The 20680-nt window shown below is 50.7% G+C and carries 14 protein-coding genes; 6 read left to right on the plus strand and 8 right to left on the minus strand.

The window, feature by feature from the left end:
• Nucleotides 1–89: 89 nt before the first annotated feature.
• Nucleotides 90–410 (plus strand): helix-turn-helix domain-containing protein, encoded by a 321-nt coding sequence (locus tag EV294_RS21510; RefSeq protein ID WP_243711747.1) that lies wholly within the window; start codon nucleotides 90–92, stop codon nucleotides 408–410.
• Between the two features lie 254 nt (nucleotides 411–664).
• Complete coding sequence (locus EV294_RS21515) at nucleotides 665–1828, plus strand: ROK family transcriptional regulator (RefSeq protein WP_132310555.1); 1164 nt, start codon at nucleotides 665–667, stop codon at nucleotides 1826–1828.
• A 38-nt stretch (nucleotides 1829–1866) separates the two neighbouring features.
• On the opposite strand, the gene EV294_RS21520 is transcribed toward EV294_RS21515, so the two are convergent.
• The 5 genes from EV294_RS21520 to EV294_RS21540 all read right to left on the minus strand — a co-directional run bounded on the left by EV294_RS21520 (nucleotide 1867) and on the right by EV294_RS21540 (nucleotide 13917).
• Nucleotides 1867–7572 carry a hypothetical protein gene (locus tag EV294_RS21520; protein ID WP_132310557.1) on the minus strand — a complete coding sequence of 1902 codons (5706 nt, stop codon included), beginning with the start codon at nucleotides 7570–7572 and terminating at the stop codon, nucleotides 1867–1869.
• Between the two features lie 821 nt (nucleotides 7573–8393).
• Entirely contained in the window at nucleotides 8394–9602 is a 1209-nt protein-coding gene (locus EV294_RS21525) for an S-layer homology domain-containing protein (protein WP_132310559.1), read from the minus strand.
• Nucleotides 9603–9791: 189 nt separating this feature from the next.
• Entirely contained in the window at nucleotides 9792–11411 is a 1620-nt protein-coding gene (locus EV294_RS21530) for a cellulase family glycosylhydrolase (protein WP_132310561.1), read from the minus strand.
• Between the two features lie 177 nt (nucleotides 11412–11588).
• Entirely contained in the window at nucleotides 11589–12809 is a 1221-nt protein-coding gene (locus EV294_RS21535) for an MFS transporter (RefSeq protein ID WP_132310563.1), read from the minus strand.
• Between the two features lie 28 nt (nucleotides 12810–12837).
• Entirely contained in the window at nucleotides 12838–13917 is a 1080-nt protein-coding gene (locus EV294_RS21540; protein WP_132310565.1) for a lactonase family protein, read from the minus strand.
• Nucleotides 13918–14099: 182 nt separating this feature from the next.
• Here EV294_RS21540 and EV294_RS21545 point away from each other — a divergent pair, with 182 nt between their 5' ends.
• Both EV294_RS21545 and EV294_RS21550 read left to right on the plus strand, forming a co-directional pair.
• A complete protein-coding gene (locus tag EV294_RS21545; protein WP_015846737.1) occupies nucleotides 14100–14462 on the plus strand; it encodes a LytTR family DNA-binding domain-containing protein in 363 nt (120 codons plus the stop codon).
• A gap of 110 nt (nucleotides 14463–14572) precedes the next feature.
• Entirely contained in the window at nucleotides 14573–15577 is a 1005-nt protein-coding gene (locus EV294_RS21550) for an aldose 1-epimerase (protein WP_132310567.1), read from the plus strand.
• 61 nt (nucleotides 15578–15638) lie between these two features.
• Here EV294_RS21550 and sbnB read toward each other — a convergent pair whose 3' ends face one another.
• Genes sbnB through EV294_RS21565 form a run of 3 tightly spaced genes read right to left on the minus strand, consistent with a single transcriptional unit; the run spans nucleotide 15639 to nucleotide 18867 of the window.
• Nucleotides 15639–16607 (minus strand): 2,3-diaminopropionate biosynthesis protein SbnB, encoded by a 969-nt coding sequence (gene sbnB, locus EV294_RS21555; protein WP_132310569.1) that lies wholly within the window; start codon nucleotides 16605–16607, stop codon nucleotides 15639–15641.
• A complete protein-coding gene (gene sbnA / locus EV294_RS21560) occupies nucleotides 16604–17605 on the minus strand; it encodes a 2,3-diaminopropionate biosynthesis protein SbnA (RefSeq protein ID WP_132310571.1) in 1002 nt (333 codons plus the stop codon). The genes sbnB and sbnA overlap by 4 nt, the downstream gene beginning before the upstream one ends.
• Complete coding sequence (locus EV294_RS21565) at nucleotides 17602–18867, minus strand: phenylacetate--CoA ligase family protein (RefSeq protein WP_132310573.1); 1266 nt, start codon at nucleotides 18865–18867, stop codon at nucleotides 17602–17604. Before EV294_RS21565 ends, sbnA begins: the two co-directional genes overlap by 4 nt.
• A 152-nt stretch (nucleotides 18868–19019) precedes the next feature.
• On the opposite strand from EV294_RS21565, the gene EV294_RS21570 reads away from it, so the two are divergent.
• Together EV294_RS21570 and EV294_RS21575 are read left to right on the plus strand one after the other, a co-directional pair.
• Nucleotides 19020–19769 (plus strand): YheC/YheD family protein, encoded by a 750-nt coding sequence (locus EV294_RS21570; protein WP_132310575.1) that lies wholly within the window; start codon nucleotides 19020–19022, stop codon nucleotides 19767–19769.
• Between the two features lie 136 nt (nucleotides 19770–19905).
• Entirely contained in the window at nucleotides 19906–20571 is a 666-nt protein-coding gene (locus EV294_RS21575) for an ABC transporter ATP-binding protein (RefSeq protein WP_132310577.1), read from the plus strand.
• Nucleotides 20572–20680: the final 109 nt, after the last annotated feature.

A 20680-nucleotide genomic window follows, 5' to 3' on the forward strand; every position in this document is an offset into this window, starting at 1 on the left:
CAACGTCGAAAACACGCGTTTTTCTACCTTTAAGTTGATTTGGATCAGCCTTTTTTGTACAATTACCTTATAACAAGTATGGAGTGATTATGTTGAGTATCAGCGCAAATTTAAAAAAGCTACGTGAAAAATACGACCTAACGCAGCAGGATCTCGCTGATATTGCAGGTGTTACAAATAAAGCCGTTTCCGCCTGGGAAACTGGCCTTAAAGAGCCTCGCATGGGTGCCATTGAGAAAATTGCCAACCGATTCGGACTCAAGAAAAGCAATCTCATCGAAGAGAATGGGATGGAGCTTGCGTTTCGTTCCAATCAGGAAGAGACAAATGGCGAAGACTGGACCGAGGAAGAATTGAAAGAAATCAATGCATTCAAACGCTTTATATTGTCGAAGCGCCAAAATAAATAAGAGGTAGATTTGATTTCAGATTTACCTCATAAAAGCCGATGCCCTCTTCTCCCCTCTATCTCATCCCCTCACTGTTCGTTCATTTCCTTTTTGTATGGACGAAATCGCGAATCCAGCCCTAACTTCATTCCGCATTCTTAGTTTGTATATTAAACAAACTAAGTTTTTATGCTAAACTATTTTATACCAGCCAAATCACGGGGAAATTCTGTTACAATAGGCTGAATGGACGACATGGACGGAGGCAATTGCAGTTGAAAGTAACTACGACAGGCGATTTGACCCTTATAAAAAAAATAAATACATCCATCGTGCTGGAAGCCGTGCTGAAGCATGCCCCCCTCTCGCGGGCGCAAATTTCCGAGCTAACGGGGCTTAACAAAGCAACTGTCTCCAATCTTGTTCAAGATTTGATTGACAGTGATCTCGTATTGGAGATTGGTCCAGGGGAATCAAGCGGCGGACGTAAACCGGTTATGCTCTTGTTTAACGGCAAGGCCGGTTATGCCGTAGGGATCGATCTTGGCGTTAACTACATTCGCGGAGTGCTGTCCGACCTTGAGGGGAATGTGGTTGCCGAGCTTCAGAGAAGCCTCAAGAAGCATCAGCTCGAGTTCACTCTGAGGGAACTGGTTCAATGCATAGAGGAGTTAATTGGCAGAGCGCCAGCTAGTCCGTATGGAATCGTGGGAATCGGCATTGGCGTGCCGGGTATCGTGGATGATCAGGGCTCCATCCTGTTCGCCCCGAACCTGGAATGGCAGCATGTCGAGCTTCAGCAAATGCTGGAGGAACGATTCCAGCTTCCGGTTACCATTGACAACGAAGCTAACGCAGGCGCGCAAGGCGAACAGAAATACGGAATCGGCCGCGGAATCGCCCATCAGATCTATGTCAGTGTCGGGATTGGTATCGGCACGGGCATTATCCTTAATAAAGAACTATATAAAGGAGCAACCGGATTCTCCGGCGAGCTTGGGCATCTGTCCATTGAATATAGCGGCAAGCCTTGCCGGTGCGGCAATGAAGGCTGCTGGGAGCTGTATGCTTCCGAAAATGCACTTCTTGAGCAGGCTGCTCCGCTTGGCTTCGACAGCTTAGAGGATCTTCTTGACGCAGCCGAAGCCGGCAATGAAGAGGTTCGTGCGTTGTTCTATAAGATTGGCGAGTACATGGGCGCGGGTATTTCGAACATTGTTAATGTGTTCAACCCCGACGTTGTGATCATCGGCAACCGCATGAGCCGGGCGCAAAGATGGCTTGAGGAAGCGGTACAGACATCGGTTACCCGACGCACCTTGCCCTATCACCGCGAGCGGCTCCGAATTCTTTTCGCCGAGCTGCAGGATCAATCGGCTGTACGAGGCGCGGCGTACTATGCAATCAGCAAATTTTTCACAAAAATTAAGAGCGGATAACGACAAAGGCTGCCCTCAGATGGGGCAGCCTTTTTGTTTTATTTCACCCTATGCACGCCAACGATATCGTAGACATTGCCTTCAATCTGCACCGTCACGGTATCCCGCTTCACAATGCCATTATTGTAATAAGCCGTGAACTCGAAGTTTAGCGGCCCTTTCTTCAAATCGTTGAATGCCTTCTCCCATAGTTCCCCTTGCCAGCCGGCTCGGGAGCTGTTCATGGACGTTAGCGAAGCGGAATAGCTCTTCATCGAAACCTCCACCCGGTCCGCTTTGGTTGCCGTTCCGGTATTTGTTGTCGAAGCTGACAGCAGGAACTTCTCGCCGGCCCAGAATACGTTATACCCCCGCGGCGAGTCCTCTTTGCCGCTCTGCTTCTTGTTGAATTCCTTGCGCTTCTCATCCCACTGCTCCGTATGCTTCACGTAACCCGTTAACCCAAGCGCAAACACCTTTACTTTTTTCTCGGTTTGCACCGTTTCCATGCCGTCGCTGACCGTGAGAAGCATCGTCCAGTCTCCCGTCTCCGTCATTCGCAAGCTTGGTCCCGTGGAAGGGTAAGGTGTTTTGAAGCTATAGCTAAAGGTTCTGATTACGCCGGCTGGACTGGTTAACTTATACGTTACAGCCAGCTCATTGCTATCCGGGTCGGATGCAGCTGTAGTGAATATTACCGTATCCCCTTCATACACCGGCTTCGGCGACCAGTCGAAATCCGCGGTTGGCGGACGGTTTGTTGTGAAATAAATATATTGATATTGACCCATATTGCCCGCTACATCCCAGTCCACCACCATCAGACGGTACTTCGCTCCGGTCAGCAGACCGCCTACCGTATAACTGGTTGCCCCATTCGGGAGCGGAATGCTGTATTCCGCGGTTCCGTTGTTGTTCAGATCGATGTTGGTCGTTGAACCGTCATCATTCACCTTTTGCATGTAAAAGGCTCTCGACGCATGGCCCGATGACGGTGCCGCATCTCTAAACGGATTAAACATGACTTTGACCGAGGTAGGCTTGATCTCGAGCTGCTCGTTCGTATCGTCCGGCGGAACGGTATCTACAAAGAAATAGCCGTTCTCCGAATATCCGCCCCAGGCAAAGCTGTCGCTTGCTCTTGCCCTCCAGTTATGAAGTCCTTCCCGCAAGGCGGGAGGCGCGTAAGACGTTGCGCTGATTGCGCTATTAGTGTCTGCCGCAAGCTCAGAACTCGCATTTTCTAAGACTTCGTAATCCACCCTGGACACCGGCTGACCGTCAACGTCGGTAACGGATACTTTGAGCAGCGGCCGATTATTGTTCGTATAGACAGGTTCAGACGCTTTAGCTCCGTTAAAAGACAGCAGATGCGTCACTGGCGGCGTATTCAGAATAAAATAGACGATATTGCTGTCATCCGACCAGTACCCTTTGGAATAGACGCGGCCCTGTACCTTTACTTTGCGCCCCTGTTTGATTCCCTCATCAAGTATGAAAGAGGTATCGTTGCCTGGGTATGTCCCTTCCATAATGGTTGCTCCGTTATCAACGTAAGAGACCTTTAGATAAAATTGCTCTTGCGGATCGCCATCGGCATCGCTGTACGTCCAACGCAGCATTGGCTCGCCTCCAAGCAGCGTTGGGCTAGCCAAGGTTCCGCCAGGATAGGTCATCATCATCTGCGGCCTATGCTGATTCGCAGCCGGGAGCGCTTCCTTGTAGACGCGTGTCTCCACCCAATAGGACCATACGCCAAAGCCGTCCTGCACTTGCTCTTGAATAATAAGCTCCACGCCAGGGCGGGTATACAGCTCCCTCTTTCCTGCAGTCCACGCCGTTTCGTCGGCCCATCTGTTCCGAAACTTCCGGTCCGCAAGATAGTCCGGGATATCCGGATCATATGAGGTATCATACGTCGAATAATCGAGCGTCTCCCCTTCCGGATATACAATACCCGTGAACCGGACATCCGGCCGCGCAATGGGACGGCGGTGCACATACAGCTCCTTGGTTACCGGTTCCGACCAACCCTCATATTCATCCATGCCGGGGCTATCCTTCGCCTTCAACGTGATGTTGTAGAGACCGGGCTTGTCCAGTACAGGAAGTTTGACCTCGAAGGTTTTGCCGTCAAATGCACTGAGCCCAAGCGGGTTGGCAAAATAATTCGGATCATGCCGGTAGCTCCACTCTTCAGCCGATTCCGGGTCTTTTTCGATATCATCAAAAATCGTGTCGTACTTGATCTCTTCTCCGACCAGAACGGACTGGCGGGTTTCTTCTACGTAGTAATCCCCGTAGTTCTTGACCTTCACCTCGCTAAACTTTGCTTGCTGCTGGCCAAGCGACATAATCCCCACAGAGCCTTGCTTATAAGTATCGTCTGAAATTTCAATCAATTTGGCATGGTTGATGAAGACGCGCAAAGTGCCGTTACTCGCTTCAAGCTCAAAGGGATACGTTACGAACGGTGATCGTGAATAATCTACCGATTGCAAAGCTGTTTTCGTACCCGCTGCGACTTTAAATAAAGTAAGCTTGTCTTTTGTCCACTCGGCTGCGTACATATTCTTACCGTCCTGTACCTGAACGGCTGCTCCGATTGGCTTATCGTTAGCCGCATCGTTGACAGCGATGTTAAAGGAAAGCCGGTCGTTCTTCAGCTTAGTCGCTGGATCGTACCACAACCCCGCCCATGTTGCATCCACGACTTCGACGGTATTCTCATCCATTGCCCTCGGATAATCGCCGCTGCCGTTCGCGGGAACAAAGGGGAATACGTATTGAATGGTAGAACCTCCTAAAGTAGCCGAAAATCCATAAAATGATCCGTCTGGAAGTATGGATGTGTTTAGTGTCGGATCTTTCAAAGCACCGCTTGGGAATGAATAGCCCTTATCTAAAATCTCGCTGGAATATGTTTTGTTACCATAGTAATTATTATAGAAGTCCACCGGCGCCCTGCCCGCAGCTACTATTCCGGCGTATGGCTTATAAGTGGCCTCGGAGTAGTTTGCGTATGCTCCGTTTATCGGATAGGCCAACAGTCCGCTTGGCATTAAAAAGGCTTTTCCATTAGCAATCTTATTCCCTCTGTTATTTTGATACGTATATTTCTTACCATCGTAAAAAACAATTGGATAAAGATTGCTGTCGAACTTATAGTCGCCGTAATTATAAACGGTAGTCGAATAAATCGTTCCGTCCGGATAAATAACGGGAGTTGTCCCACCCCAAGATTTTTCGGCGGTAAACTTATCGCAATACGGATAATCGTCGCAATACCAGCTTTCCATCCCAAATCGATTAGGGCCGGAAACACCGGGATAACCCAGCATGCTTAATTGACCCGTTGTTCTATTCCAGTAGAACCCGTAAATATCCGTACTCATGCCCGTATCGCTATTAAACATGTTTGAGTAGTATCCGGAGACGGTGAAATACAAATTCTTTGTGTTGTTTGATTTATTGAGCTGACTCGCAACCATGTAGGATGGGTCTGCTTGACCGGTTGTCATGGCCCCGTAACCCATAACCCCTGTATCGCCATTTACCGCCATGGCGTAGGTTTCAAAGCCATCATAGCTTGTATAGGTCCCCCAAGTCAGGTATAAGTCCCCGTCAGAATCCACAACGCCTTTATAGTTCTGCAGGATCGTTGGGTTATATCGGAGATCACCGGTTTTTACATCCCATTTCACGGACTTATCCTGAACGGAATATTTGACGGCATGTACATTCCAGTAATTTTGCTCGGCGCCCACTCTATTCCGATAAGCCATATAGAGGTATTGCCCGTCATCCGAAACCTCGAAATACATCACGTAAGAAATGCCTGTTGATATTGGGACTGTATAACTGGCTGAGAGTTGACCGCGATTGTTAATTTTCCTGATCTCATAGGCAGTTGCTTTCGATGATTCACCCACCCATGCCCCATAATAAAAGTTCTCGTTCTTATCCGCTCCCAAATAGGTCATACCGCTTGCTTCGGACAACGAAAATCTGCTGATTTCCGTGCCATTTTTCGCATTGCGTTCTACCATTTCCCCACCTTCACGCGAGTAGAGGCGATGACCCGCATAAATGTACGGTACGGCAGCAGCGCCTGCTGGCAGTCCCCAAACAGGCAGGCTGGTCAGATCGGCAGCTAATTCGTACTTTGAGCGACTATTTGCGCCTAATCCCATATTGGGATACTTAATGAAGAAGTCGGCCATCTTGGCATTCTTGGTTTGCAATGCACCGCTGTTTGTTTTCCAACCGATCGGCTTGTTAGCGTTTGTTGTGTAGGGCTGGATTAACCTCCATGAACGCATGATCGATTCGCCTGTATAAGCCAAATCTTCAGGTGCGCTGTCATCTCCCTGATCAGGCTGCTGCGTCAGGCCGAATACGTCAAAATCCACAAAGGGAGCATAGTTCAGAACATTGGTTGCGGCAATCTCGGATATAGCCGACAACCCGTAATCCTCCGTGACGCTTGCACGGTATTGCCTCTTCCCTACGCTCGTATAAGTGACGGGGTACGTATCTTTGAAAGGTCCTGTATAAACGCTTGTCCAAAGCTCTTCTTCATAGTTGCCGTCATTATCATGATCGTAACGCTCTTCGATTTTCATGCTTTCGAGCGCATCACCATCTACGCTTTCAGCATCGATATAGATCATCGATTCATTAAAACGATAGGTCTGTTCCGGAGTCATGATGCTTACAACTGGCGGCTGATCGGGAACTACTTCAAAAATATGAGTGCCCCAGTCACTCTCGCGTCCTTGCGAGTCAAAAACCTTGCCTTCTACGGCATAATCGCCAAGCGTTGTTGGTCCCTTGGATGGCCAGCCATTCGTATATACGGGATCTCCGGACTTTTTGTAACTCGTCTGATTCTTCGTAAAATCAAGGGTTACCCCACGCTCCGCAAGCGGAGTATACGAATTATACAGATGGAAGATGTTTGAGAAATCTCTCCCTTGAATCACCTTCGTTGGTCCTGTTACGACTGCTACCGGCTTTGGATCAAGCACCTGCAAAGAGGCGGTGTCCCATTTCGTCTCGATGCCGTTAGTAACCATTATTTTCGCCTGATAGAATCCTGGCTTATCAAATTTGACATTGGGGTAGCGATACTGGCTGGTATCCGGTATAACCTCTTGCAGGTTGGTTGAAAACGTCCAGCTCATGGACGTATAACCATCGGAGTTGTTATCCAACGTTGATTGATCCCCTGTAATAATGGTATTAGGCCTAAACTCAATATCCGCAGTGACCGGCGGAGCCGGCGGCGGGGTTGGCGTCCCTCCCGGATCCGGCGTGGCGGCACCCGGCTTCGCAACGGTTGTTGTACACGCTATCGGCTGCTCGGCTGTTGTCCCGTCGTTGAAGTTTACACGGGCTCGCATGACCCATGTTTCTGTATAACTATCAACCCCATCTAGCTTGTCCTTGGGTAAGGTAAAGCTGAATTTCTGCTCAATCTTGTCCAAGCCATACCCAACCGTTGAGGTTGTGTACTGGCTGCCATCATCGGCTCGGCCGTATACCGTCCAGTTCTTGACGGTCTTGGTGCCTTTACCCGAGAGAGAGGCAGTCAACGTAGCTGTGACTGGGATATCTTTGTCAGCGAAGGTGATCGTGTCCGGTTCTGCTGAGCAATCGCAGGAGACTGTTGGTGAGGTTGGTTCAGCGATTGGTTCGTAGGTGACTCGGACTTCCCCTTCGTAGTAGTAAGTACTTGCGGCCCAGTTTAAAATTGTATTCATATCGTACTTCTGTCCCACCGCATATCCGCCACAACCTGTACAGGGGATATCTACCAAAACATCTGCATTCGTCTTTATAGGTAAGATAGCTGTTGTTAATCCAGCACCATTAATACCATTGCCCTTTGTTACTATCCTGTGCTTGGATCCTGGGGCTAGTCTAGCTTCCGTTACCCGAGCAGATGAAGGCTTTAATAAATTAGGTGAAACTTTCTCGTTATTTTTTGTAAAGAATGTTGCTGGAAGATCAAATCCTTTACTAATAGATTTAATCGCTCCATCATCAGCTTTAATCTCTCCACTAATTAGTTTTCCTTGATTGTCTTTTTCTTTTAATTTCCCTGGGCAAACCGTTATGTTACCTTCCCAACAAGGATCACCCACATCTGGAGTTACATAATAGGGTCCAACACCATTCCCCTCTATTATCCACTCTTTTCCATTTGCTCTTCGGTTAACAGCCACATACATTGTAGATAAAGAATTTAGTGAAGTAACTGTAAGTTCGGTACCACTAACCGTTTCGATTATTAATTTAGAACCTGATAAGCTAAATTTACTAGTACGTTTTGTTAGCGTTAAATTCCCTTTACTATCGGCTACTTGCATCCAAAGCTGAAATGAGTTTTCTTTCACCTTATAACCCTTGGGAATATTAATATTTACTGATATATTTGAGATTACTCCACTTGAATAATAGTTTTGACTAAAATTAATGGCTTGTGACCTATTTAATACTTCCGTAGAAGCACTAGAAACAAACTGGATATTAAACAAGTTTAGTACTATAACGACAATTAAAATAAGGGGAATACTTTTTTTTAATACCATTGATCTTTAACTTCCGTTAAGTAAATTTGTGATGGTTTACCGAATGATACATTGTACTTTTCAAGATGAATGGGATACCCTCCAAATTGCTTTATTTGTTTATTTACATAGTTTTTAGGAACCAATGCAAGAATGTAATTATGTGCTGATTTACTAGGTTCATTAAAGACAAACTCTGTCTTATTTATAAAAAGCCCAGTACGTTCAAGCAGCTTTCCATCTCTATAAATATAACGATCGGCCAGCACAATGTTTCCACCAGTATAGTCATCAGCGAACATCGCAAAACTATTTCCTACATTTTGACTAGAGCCATCAGCAACTAAGTTCTTACCAATAACTTTATACGCGAAGACATAATTATCCGAAGGCTTATCATTAGCAACAGCAGAGTTGTATGTTGCCCCTTTCAAATACTCCGCATAATACCCCTTCGTATCCGCAGGGTCCAGAATAATCAACTTATCAATCGTCACGTTATACTTCTTGCTAATATCCACCGAATAAGGCAGCTTCACCAAATCATTCTGATTAAACATCGTAATCATATTGTGCCGATGCCAAGCGATTTCCGCTGCGCTGGACGCCCCTTGGTCTACCGTCAGCTTACCGCCGTTAGCCAGCTTCAACAGCCTTGTTACGAGCACCGCAGCCTCCGCGCGGGTTGTTGTGCCTTCGGTGTTAATCGTCTCCGCCTTTGTCCCGGAACGGGATAAAATGCCTTTGTTCACCGCGCGGAACATCAATTCCGCCGCGCTTAACTTTTTCCCGCGGTATTCCGTGTACTCGCCCCTTACCGCTAGCTTTGCCATTTCGTTGCGAGTGGCAGGATTGTTCAGGTTGCCCGGATAATCACCATCCAAATAAATGCCCGCCTTGGACAACGCGGTCTGATAAGGCGCATACCAATTGGAGCCGACAGCAGCCACTTCGATTTTAAAGGTCATGGCCATAACCTTGAGCAGCTCCGCCCGGGTAATGGTATTATTCGGCTTAAAGGATCCATCCGGATAACCATTAAGTACCCCGGCTTGCATCGCGGTTTCTATGGACGATTCCGCCCAATGCCCGTCGATATCGGTAAACGAGGGCTTGGAAGCCGCTTCCGCGCTTCTCCCGTTGCTCATCACGCCTAATCCAACCAGACTCCCTGCCGCAACAACTCCGGCTAGTACAATAGAAACCCATGTTTTTCTCACAATCTATCATCTCCCCTATGATTTTTAAGCGACTAATACGCCCTCTGTTTCTTGCCTGCTTCCCCCGTATTCGAAATTTTGGATAGAAAAAAAGCACACAAAAAACCCGTAAGGCTTTTGGCGTGCTTCGCTCAAAAATTATTTCTATAATAGCGTAATCTATCATTTTTTGTCAAATGTTTCCGTTAATTATCGTTCCAGCCTGACCCACTCGACCGCAAGCGGTCCGCCCTCGGCTTTGATCGTTACGCGGCAGCGGCCGGATGCCAGCGTGACGCGTTCGACTGCGGCCGTCTCCTGCCATTCCGTGCCTGTGAACGCGCAGATGCCCGCGAGATGGTTATTCACTCGAATGACAGCAACCGCTTCGCCTTCAATAGCCTTTGCTCGTACCGTTACGACATGCTCCAACGCCGTTCCTTCAGGCAGATACAGCTCGTACACCAGCCAATCGCCTGGAGCCAACCGAACATGAAGCCAATCCTGCGGTTCCCACGACTGTCCGCCGCCATGCTGAAAATGCGCCGTCTCCCGCTCACTGTCCGTAAAGCGGATATCTGTTCCATCCTCGTCACGGAAGCCTAGCTGCCGTATAGTCCGCTCGCCTACTCCATAGCTTGTGCCTTCCCCATAATAGCCGTAAAAAATAGCCGGAATCCGGATTGGCGTCCGGAACAATAACGAACGTACAACCTCCGGGTGGTAGACGCAGCGGTCAAGCGCGAGATTTTCCAGATACGCCCACAAGATCTGCTCCGCCGCTTCCGCGCTGGGCTTATCCCCGCCGTCCAAATAAGCAACAAGCTTGTCCCAGCCTTCCGGCATTATAATCGAGCATGGCGAATTGGTGGTGCTGAGCTTTTTCCAAGTCCAGAAGTTCCAGGAGATATGATGATCCTCATACAGACGGAACGCGCCCGTATACCATTCGATATTGTTTTCTCCGCCTTCACCCATATAGATCGGCAGGTTCAGTTCCTCGCGCTTATCCAGGAATTTCTGAATGCTTGCCGTATCCGGGCTGTTCCAATACTTATGGAACTGGAGCATCATGTTCTCGTCGATTACCTCATTAAAAACCGACCAGTCCGTCGCCCAATGCGCGCCTTCTATAATAATCATGTGACGGTCATCGACCTCCCGGATCGCCGCCACCATCTCCTTATATAAAGGCATCAGTCTGTCGTTGTATTGCGCATTCCAGTCCGGCAGAGGCTCGTTTAGAAGATCGTATCCCGCTACGATCCACTCATCCTTGTAACGCTCCGCCAGCATGCGCCATATATCGATGGTTAATTTCCTGTAATCGTCGTTTAAGAACAGCTCGGGTTGATCGTTCTCGGAATCGTCAATGTTGGCACCGGTCTGGCCGCCTGGAGCACCATGCAAATCAAGAACAACGTACAGCTTATACTCCCGGCACCAGCCAATCGCCCGATCCAGCAGAGCCATATGCTTCTCATTATAGTGGTCCGTGCCCTCCGCCATCAGGAATCGCCAGTTGATCGGAAAACGCACCGAGTTGAAGCCCTCCTCCGCAATACGCCGGATATCCGCCTCGGCAATGTACGTATTATAGTAGATCTCCCAAAAGGATGCCGCCTTCTCCTCGCCGATCAGCTCGCGTACCATTTTCTCAATCCGTCTTGGCCGGTCGCCGGCTTCCGGGAACCTCCACATATATCCTTCAGGAAGCAGCCAGCTCCCGAATCCGACACCGCGCAGCAATATCTCCTCGCCAGCACCGTTTACGATTTTCTGACCTGCGCGTTTTACAAATCCGTTTACGTCTCCCAACCGCCCAGCCATCTCAGATTCCCCCAATAAGATAAGTTATGCCTCCCGAAGACAAGCGTAAGAACAGAAAAAGCGCCTGCACACGCCGGTTAAGAGCGGTTGCAAGCGCCGTTAAGGCAACTTTATCAACGGGTAAGCATCTTAAGCAATACCCGGATTTTTGAGTGGAAGCCATTATATTGTCATCTTTTATTCTCTGCGGTCCTTCGGGAGCAAAATCGATAACAATCCGATCAAAGGCAAGAAGCTGCTGGCCACCATCGTATCCAAAATGCCATAATGGTCGGCTGCCGTACCAAGCACAATCGAGCCAAGCCCGCCCATGCCAAAGGCAAGACCCGTAATGAGGCCCGACGCCATGCCTACTTTGCCGGGCAGCAGCTCCTGCGCATAAACGACGCTGACCGAGAAGCCGGACTGCAGGATAAACCCGAGCACGAAAATAACCGGGTACACCCAGCCAAGCGATACATGCGGCAGCAGCAGGGCAAACGGCGCGGAACCGGCAATCGAGAACAGCATCATGCGCTTCCTTCCAAACCGGTCCGAGAGTATACCACCGAAGAACGTCCCAAGCACGCCTGCCGCCATAAAGATAAAGAGCGGCACTTGGGCTGCTTTTATAGACAATCCGTATTTGTCCTGCATGTAGAAGTTATAAAAGCTTCCGATTCCCGCCGCATACCACGAGCGCGCAAAAACAAGAATAAGCAGTAACGTTAAAGCAAACGCGATAACTTTTTTATTGTATGGGGATACTGCCGCAGCGGCACCGGCTGCTTTTTTCTTAACCGGCGTTCCCTTCTCAGCGAGCTGCGCTCCGTACCACGGGACAACCCGTAGAAGCACCAGAATGGCGGCAATCGCAAGGAAAGTCCCAAGCACCGCACCGCGTTGGCCAAGCGGGACAAAAATATAAATCGTCATCAGCGGAGCAAGCGCCTGGCCGAAGTTGCCTCCCACCTGATAGATCGATTGCGCAAGACCGCGGCGTTCGCCAGCCGCAAAGAATACGACGCGCGAGCCTTCCGGATGGAAGACGGCCGAACCAAAGCCCACAAATACGACGGCAAGCAGCAGCATCCAGAAGCTTGGCGCGTAAGCGAGTCCGACCATCCCGACCAGACTGCACGCCATCCCCACCGGAAGCATCCAAGGCGCGGGCTTTTTGTCCGACAATAAACCTACGGCAGGCTGAAGGACCGACGACGTCATATTAAGCGTAAAAGCGATCCAGCCGATCTGGCCGAATTTCAAACCAAGCGAATCCTCGAAAATCGGGAATAAAGCCGAAACGACCGATTGCATTGCATCATTAAGCAAATGGACAGAGCTGATAGCAAAAAGAATAGAGTATACCGTCCCCAGCTTGACCGCCGGGGATATTTTCGCCGAATTGCTAACGGACATGCCGATTCCTTCTTTCTATATTCCAGGCTTACCGGGCAGCACCCAAACGAATGCATACCGGACTTGGCACTTCAAGTATCGTACCTTCTGATTGAATATGACCAGTCTCTTCATCAACGGAGAACAACACGATATTGCCTGTTTTCTGATTGGCGACAAGAAGCTGGCTGCCATCCGGCAGCACGAGGAAGTTGCGCGGGGCATCCCCTTCGCAGGAAGCATTCTGCAGAAGCGTCAGCCTTCCGTCTGCCTGATCAACGGCAAATACGGCAATGCTGTTATGACCGCGGTTCGAGCTGTACAAATAACGGCCGCAGGGCGACAGATGAATATCCGCTGCGTCGTTATAGCCGGAGAAGCCTTCCGGCAAAGCGGATACGGTCTGAACGGGCGTCAGTTCACCGCTCGCCGATACATTGAGCAAGGTGACCGTGGAATCCAATTCGTTCATGACATAAGCCGTGGACAAGCTTTGATGGAAAACAATATGGCGCGGGCCGGCGCCCGAATGAAGCTTGCAGGAGCTCTGCTTCGCAAGCTTGTTCCCTTCTTCAATCCGGAAGATATGGATCAGGTCCGTGCCAAGATCATTCAGATAAACGTAATTGCCGTTTACTACAATGGCATGCGCATGAGTAGCTTCCTGACGCGCGGTATTCGAGCCAAGCGGTGCTTCCTCCCGGACAATGGAGGATGCCGGCGCAAGCGTGCCGTCTTCATGAATAGGAAGCAGCGCTGCGTTGCCTCCGGTATAGTTCGCAACCAGAACCGCGTTATTCGCGGAATCAACCGTTATGTAGCAAGGATCCGCGCCATGCGTCAGCTGTCGGTTCAGCTCCGTGAGTTCTCCGCTTTCTTCATCAATCGCAAAGGATACAACCGAGCCTCCCGCTTCCTCGCCGGTCTGCCCCGTTTCGCTTACCGCGTACAGCCGGCGGCCAGCCGAATCAACGGCCAGATAAGATGCATTTTGAACCTCCGTCACTTCTTGCTTGACCGAAATCCTGCCCGCGGCGCCGTCATAAGCGCATACGCGAATCGTCGGTTCCGCTGCGGCTCCATAGGAGCCAACGTATAAAATGCCCGCAAAAGCCTGGTTCTTGCTCATTTGCCCAACAACCTTTCTTAGTAGAGTACAGTAAAGTGAACATAGCACATGCCAACCGTCTTCACAATGCTTCTAACGAAACATTCTGACGCTTATAAAAAATGTCTTTTCAACCATCCATAGGCGTGATATAATGTAAGCGCTATCAAATCAGTAGTTCACATTTCTAAGGGGGAATCGGAATGATGAATACTACGCTGAGCGGCCGAAATGTCTACGAGGATTTCGAACTGGAATCGGATGTGCTTTACTTCAAGCTTGGTACTCTTGGTCTAGTCAGCTTCCACGGCAGAAACTACAACATAAAGAAGAGAATGACTGCCGAACAGATCCAGCAGCTCACCGCAAATAGCAGCTTCTATCCGGTGAATACGAATTGCTACATTAATATCGGCAAGATCAAGTCCATTGCCGGCGGCGTCGTATACTTTGGCTCGGAATACCACGAGACGAAGCAAGTACCGGTACCTAGGCGCAAACAATACGTGCTGCAGCAGCTTTTCACTCAACGCACGATCAACAACGAGCTGCGCATAACACCATAAGCTTTGCCTGTACGGACAACCGCCGCATTCCAGGACTGGAATGCGGCGGTTGTCTGTTCAAGTTCATCCTGTTATTCTAATGGAAGGTTGATTATAAGGAGGCATTATCAATGAGCACGCAAGGAAAAGCATTTGAAGAACAATATAAAGGCGAGCCTGCGGTATGGCTGCAATGGGGTTCTTATGAAGCTGCCGTGCTTCCTGGCGTTGGCGCGAACCTGATCGCGTTCCGCGACACAAGCAAAGGCTATCATATTCTACGCGAGCCAGCCGAGCAAGAAATGGAAGCGTTTAAAGCAAACCCCGGCGTTCACGGCATTCCGGTATTGTTCCCGCCGAACCGTTATGAAGACGGCCGCTTCCAATTTAACGGCAACACGTATACCTTCCCGATCAACGAGCCTAAGACAGGCAATCATCTGCACGGCTTTGCCCATACGGCGGTGTGGACGGTTGAAGACTACGGCGTAAACCAAACGGAAAGCTACGTATCCCTGAAGCTGTCCGTAGACGAGAAGCATCCGATCTTCGAATTCCTGCCGCATGTGTTTACCCTTCGTCTGCGTTATGCCTTGAACGAAACCGGACTTCTTCAGCATATTTCCGTACATAATGAAGGACAAGACGCCATGCCTTGCATGGTTGCCTTCCATACCGCGGTTAATGCGCCGTTCGCGCCAAACAGCGCGCCGGAGGACTGCTCCTTCACGATGACGATCGGCAAGCGCTGGGAAATGAGCGAGCGTATGCTGCCTACAGGCCAGTTTCTCCCGCTTTCCGAAGGCGAGCAGGCTATTCAAACAACCGGCGTTCCTACTTATTGGGAAGCTATGGACAACCACTATACGGCAGAGCCGCGCAACGGCCGCAACCAAATGGTGCTGACGGATTCGCGCGAGCAGGTTGCTCTCGTCTATGACGCGGGTACGGCCTTCAAGCAATGGATGGTATGGAACAATAACGCTACCAAAGGCTTCTTCTGCCCTGAGCCGCAGCTTAACCTGGTTAATGCGCCAAACGTTGACCTGCCAGCCGATGAGATTGGTCTCGTCAGCCTGGAGCCGGGCGGCATTTGGGAAAACTCCAGCCGTTTCTACTTGCGATCGGCCCAATAAATTAGATATCCAGCTGGAAAAATAAGGGCTGTTCCAACCAACCGGAACAGCCCTCGTTCTTCTACTCCAATCTCAAGCCTACGCCTAGCCGCTCCGCAGCCGCGGCGTAATGCGCGGCTACGGCGACATCAAAGATCGCAAGTCCCATTGGCGTAAATAACGTTGGTCCCGAAGGCCGAATGATTTGCTCCGGTGGAAGCGTCAGCGCATCGGCCAGCGTCAGCGTATCATCTGCCTGCAGACCCGCATGCACATGCAGGCGCTCCGTATCCGTATCCGCCCGGCAAATCTCCTCCCAGCTGTCGACGATGATCGTGCCCACGTTAGCCAATGCCTCCAATTGATAGTCCCGAAGCGAGACGTGCATCAGAATCGCATCCGGCTTGGCAGGTTCATCAATATAGCGCTCCGGCGCAGCCGTGCAAGTAAACACGACGTCCGCTCCGCGGTAAGCCTCCTGCCAGGAAGCTGCTTTCACGACCGGAATAACAGCCGGCACTCCCTTTAGCCATTCCTTTACTTCAACGTCCCGACGGTCAAAAACGGAAATGCCGCTGATCCGGCCGCCAAGAAGACCGTTTAACATATGCACATGCATGCGCCCGATGGGCCCCATGCCAATCAGCCCTACTCGCAGCGGCTGCTTGCGATCAGCAACCAGCTTGCGCAGCAAAGCACCGCTTACCGCTGCCGTCCGGATAGCGCTAATAAGGCTGCCCTGCACCATAGCAACGGGAATGCCCGTATCCGGGTCATTCAGAATCGTAACGCTGTTTGCCCTAGGCAGCCCGTTCTCGATATTGCCGGGAAAGCTGGCAATCCACTTCAGCCCGGCAGCCCTCACCGGCCGGCTGACGAAAGCGGGCATCGCAATGATCCGGTTGCTCTCATCGCCGTATTTCAGATAAGGCTTGATCGGCTGCGCGCACTCGCCGGCTGCGTAAGCAGCAACCGCCTCTCCAATAAGCCCGGCTAATGCCGGCCAGTCAATGCCGATCCCTTCAATATCCCGTTCGTTCAAATAAATCATTCCTTGTTTCCTCCTTGCTTGTAAAGACCGGACGCAAAATCGGCGCCGAACATCCGCGATACCCACGTATCGTCATAAACGGTATTCAAATAGCGTTCTCCCCGGTCCGGCAGCAGCACCGCGCAGGTTGAGCCGGGCTCGATGAACGGACTATATTTTTCAACGGCCGCTATCACGCCTCCAGAGGAGCCTCCTGCCAGTATGGACTCCATGCGAATCAGCTTCCGGCAGCCGGCGATGCAGTCGCGGTCGTTCACGCGAACAACCTCATGAATGCCTTCGTCCGGACAAAGCCCCGGCTTAATGCCAGCCCCAAGTCCGGGCAGCAGACGCGTAACCTTTCCCTTCTCCCCGCCAAAAATAATACTGCCTTCCGCATCTACCGCAATGACCTTCGTCTGCAGCCCGTTTTCCCGGATGTAGTCCACGCAGCCCCGGATCGTTCCGCAGGTACTAACGCCGCAGAACAAATAATCCAGCTTAGGAAGATCGGCGGCCATCTCCGCCATCGTCGTCTGTTGATGGGACAAGGCATTATTTTTATTGCCATACTGATTCGGCCAAAAAGCATCCGGCAGCCGTTTCAACCAGCGGCGAACCCGCGCAAGCCTTGCCGGAACGAACTCTCCGGTCTCCGGATCAGGCTTTTCGACCAGATCGATTCGTGCGCCGTAGGCCCGGAGCACGCGAAGATTCGCCTCCGTTGTTTTGGGATCCACCACGCAAATAAACTTGAAGCCCATCGTGTTGCATAGCTGCGCAAGCCCTACCGCCAGATTGCCCGAGCTGGACTCCACGATAACGGAGCCGGGCTTAATCCGGCCATCCTTTAACGCCGCCTCCAGCATCGCCTTTGCCGGACGGTCCTTTACGCTTCCGCCTGGATTATGCATCTCCAGCTTCGCGTATACCTGAAAATCGGCATGCCCAAATAGCCTGCCAAGCTTCACCATGGGGGTATTGCCAATCATGGACGCCACATTGTCGTAAACGCTCATCCACGATCCCTTCCTTCGCTGCTCTGCTGCACAAACAGCTTTTTCTGCTTAATCGGCTTCTTTCCCGTTCCCTCGGGCGAAGCGGTGTCCGTACTATCACTATGAAACCATACATCCATCTGTTCCAGCAGGCCGCCGCGAATCATCGCGCCAATCGCGGGAATGGTGCTATGCAGCTCGTCGCGAACCGCAGTTCGCGCTTCTTCATCCAAATCATCAGCAGTCGTAATGTTGACCTGCAGCCTATTGCCGTTCACAAGCACCTTCACAACGGCTTGCCGGACATGCTTGAAGATCGCATTTTCGATGTCGTAAATGCTGATTTTTTCCCCATGCTTCAATTCCGGCCCAACCCGCTTCACAATGGCTTCAAAAGTGGTAATCAGCTTGCCGTTCCGCTCCTCTACCTTTAAATCCCGAACAACGTCGTAAGTGACGAAACGAAGCGCCGGGAAACGCCGCCGCACAAGCGAGGTCAACACGAGCAGCTGCTCTCCGGCAGGAAGCTCGATATCGGAAAGGCCTGCCTCCGCAGGCTCCACACCCTCGGCTATAATGCCATCCATAACGACATACCGTCCGATCGACCGGTCGTAATAAGCAATCGTCCCGATCTCGATGCTGCCCAGCGTGTCCATGACATCCTGCTCGGTAATGCCTAGACGTTCCGCAACACGCTGACGCCACGCGGGAGGTGCCGGCTCTCCGACCAGAATGACGCATTGCACGCCCCAGTCAAAGTCCGGAGGGGCAACCCGAAGCATTCCGTCTAGCAAGGAAGGCATCGTATACAGCACATCCGGCCGATATTCCGCAATACGGACCAGGTGTGCCGCTGCAGGCAGGCCAAAAGGAACCGACTCGCATGCAAGACCGAGCTCCTCGAATATTTGCACCGCCGTTGCCTCCGCGTGCCCCGTCCCCATATCGCTTAATGCCCGCGAAACCTGATAGCCTTTGAGCAGCTCCGCAAACATCTCTTTTTTATACTGAATGTATCCATTCTCGTCGTTCGCGTCATAATAGATCGCTTTTCTTTTACCGCCGCTTGTTCCCGAAGTCCGGTAGACATTCCAATCTTGCGGAACGGCACTCTCATCACTCTCGTAATAGGGCAGCAATCTCTCCTGCGTGAGAAGCGGAACCTCCTCCCAATTAAAGCTTGCATACTCCCCGGTCATCTCTTTGTACCAAGGATACAGCTGTCTCACTTCCTCCCATTTGACGAAGAGAGAGGGCAAATTTTCCATAGAAATAGGCATGAAGCATCCTCCATTTCGGTCGATCATTCTACCATCCTATGCGCCCCAAAAGAGAATCGCCCCGCATTAAGCCCACTCGCGGCAGAAAGGGCTAGCATATCTTAACTCTGTAAGACTATCATGTCAGAAAGACGGAGGAAGATTGCGACCCTATGAGTAAAAGAAGAGGCGTATATAACAAATGGGCCAAAACCATTGTTCTTAACCAAAAAGCTTCAACCCGAAGTCATGTTCCCCATACACTCCTATTTAACGCAAGCTCTTTGAAAAGGATGCTGCAGCTCTATCAAATGGTCTATGTCAAGCCAAATGCCGGTTCTCATGGTGACGGAGTTATGCGGGTAGAGCATAAGAACGGCACCTATTCCTATCAGCTCGGAGCAAAAAAGAGAAGCAACCTGACCTGGGCGCAGCTTGTCGCTTCCTTGACGAACAAAATCCGGGGCACCAAGTACATCATTCAACGCGGTATTCATTTGTCGAGGTTCAAGGGCCGGATCTACGACCTTCGGGTCGAAGTGCAGCTGAATGAGTACGGGCGCTGGCAGATTACCGGCATGCTTGCCCGGGTTGCCCAACAAGGCATGGCCGTAACCAACGGGGCGCAAGGCGCGGATGTATACACCTTTAGATCGGTTATTGCTGCCCATGGCGGAGCGGAGCTTGTTCGCAAGGTAACTTCGCAGCTGAACAGCTTGTGCATCGAAAGCGCGCATATGCTCAAGGCCAGGTATCCCTTCTTGAACGAGCTGGGCTTCGACATTGCGCTGGACCAGCAGCTGCACCCCTGGATTCTCGAAGTCAATACAACCCCGGAGGCTATCCCTTTCAAGAAGCTCCCGACGCGCACCATGTACAACCGCATTCACCATTTGCGCAAGCTGAATGCCCGCAGAACTTAGGCGTTACAAGGAAAAACTTATTCACTCTGATATTTTGAACAAGCTTTTTGAATAACTTCTATAGTAGGTCGACGCTTACGAAACAAGAATGGCTTGCCATTTCTTAAGCCAATGCTTACGAGGAGGGTTCAACGGGATGTCCATCGTTCAAATGGAGCAGATTACGAAGCATTACCGCATGGGCGGGCAGCGTTACACGGCCCTGCAGCATATTTCGCTGGAAGTACAGGAAGGCGAGTTTGTTGCTATTCAAGGGCCGTCCGGCTCCGGTAAATCTACGCTCATGAATATCATGGGCTGCCTGGACACTGCCGACAGCGGCACTTATATGCTGGAGGGCAGACGGGTATCGGCAATGAACGATAATCAACTGGCGGATGTGCGGAACAGGCGAATCGGGTTTATTTTTCAAAATTATAATCTGATCCCAACCTTGTCGGCCTACGACAATGTAGAACTGCCGTTAATTTACCGGGGAGTTCCCGGGCATCAGAGGAAAAAAGCGGTGCTCGATACGCTCGAATCGGTTGGGCTGAGCGGACATCTGCATCACCGGCCGGCGGAATTGTCGGGGGGCCAGCAGCAAAGAGTTTCGATTGCGAGAGCGCTTGCAACAAATCCTTCGATACTGCTGGCGGATGAACCTACGGGTGCACTCGATTCTCATACGGGAAAAGAGATCATGGCACTGTTAGCCAAGCTGCATGCCGAAGGCCGCACCATTATTCTCATCACCCATGACCAGTCGGTGGCATCGTACGCGGACCGAGTCTTATATATTAGAGACGGAGCTATCGCTTAAGTCTTAAGCCTCATCGCTTTCCGGCAGTATTAGGAGGGTTATGAGGCTTATTAGCGCTTGGGGCTGGCGAAATTGACTTCTTGCGCCGGACAAGTTACTTTTAGGAATA

It is taken from the genome of Paenibacillus sp. BK033 (assembly GCF_004345425.1).
In the GTDB taxonomy this organism is placed as follows: domain Bacteria; phylum Bacillota; class Bacilli; order Paenibacillales; family Paenibacillaceae; genus Pristimantibacillus.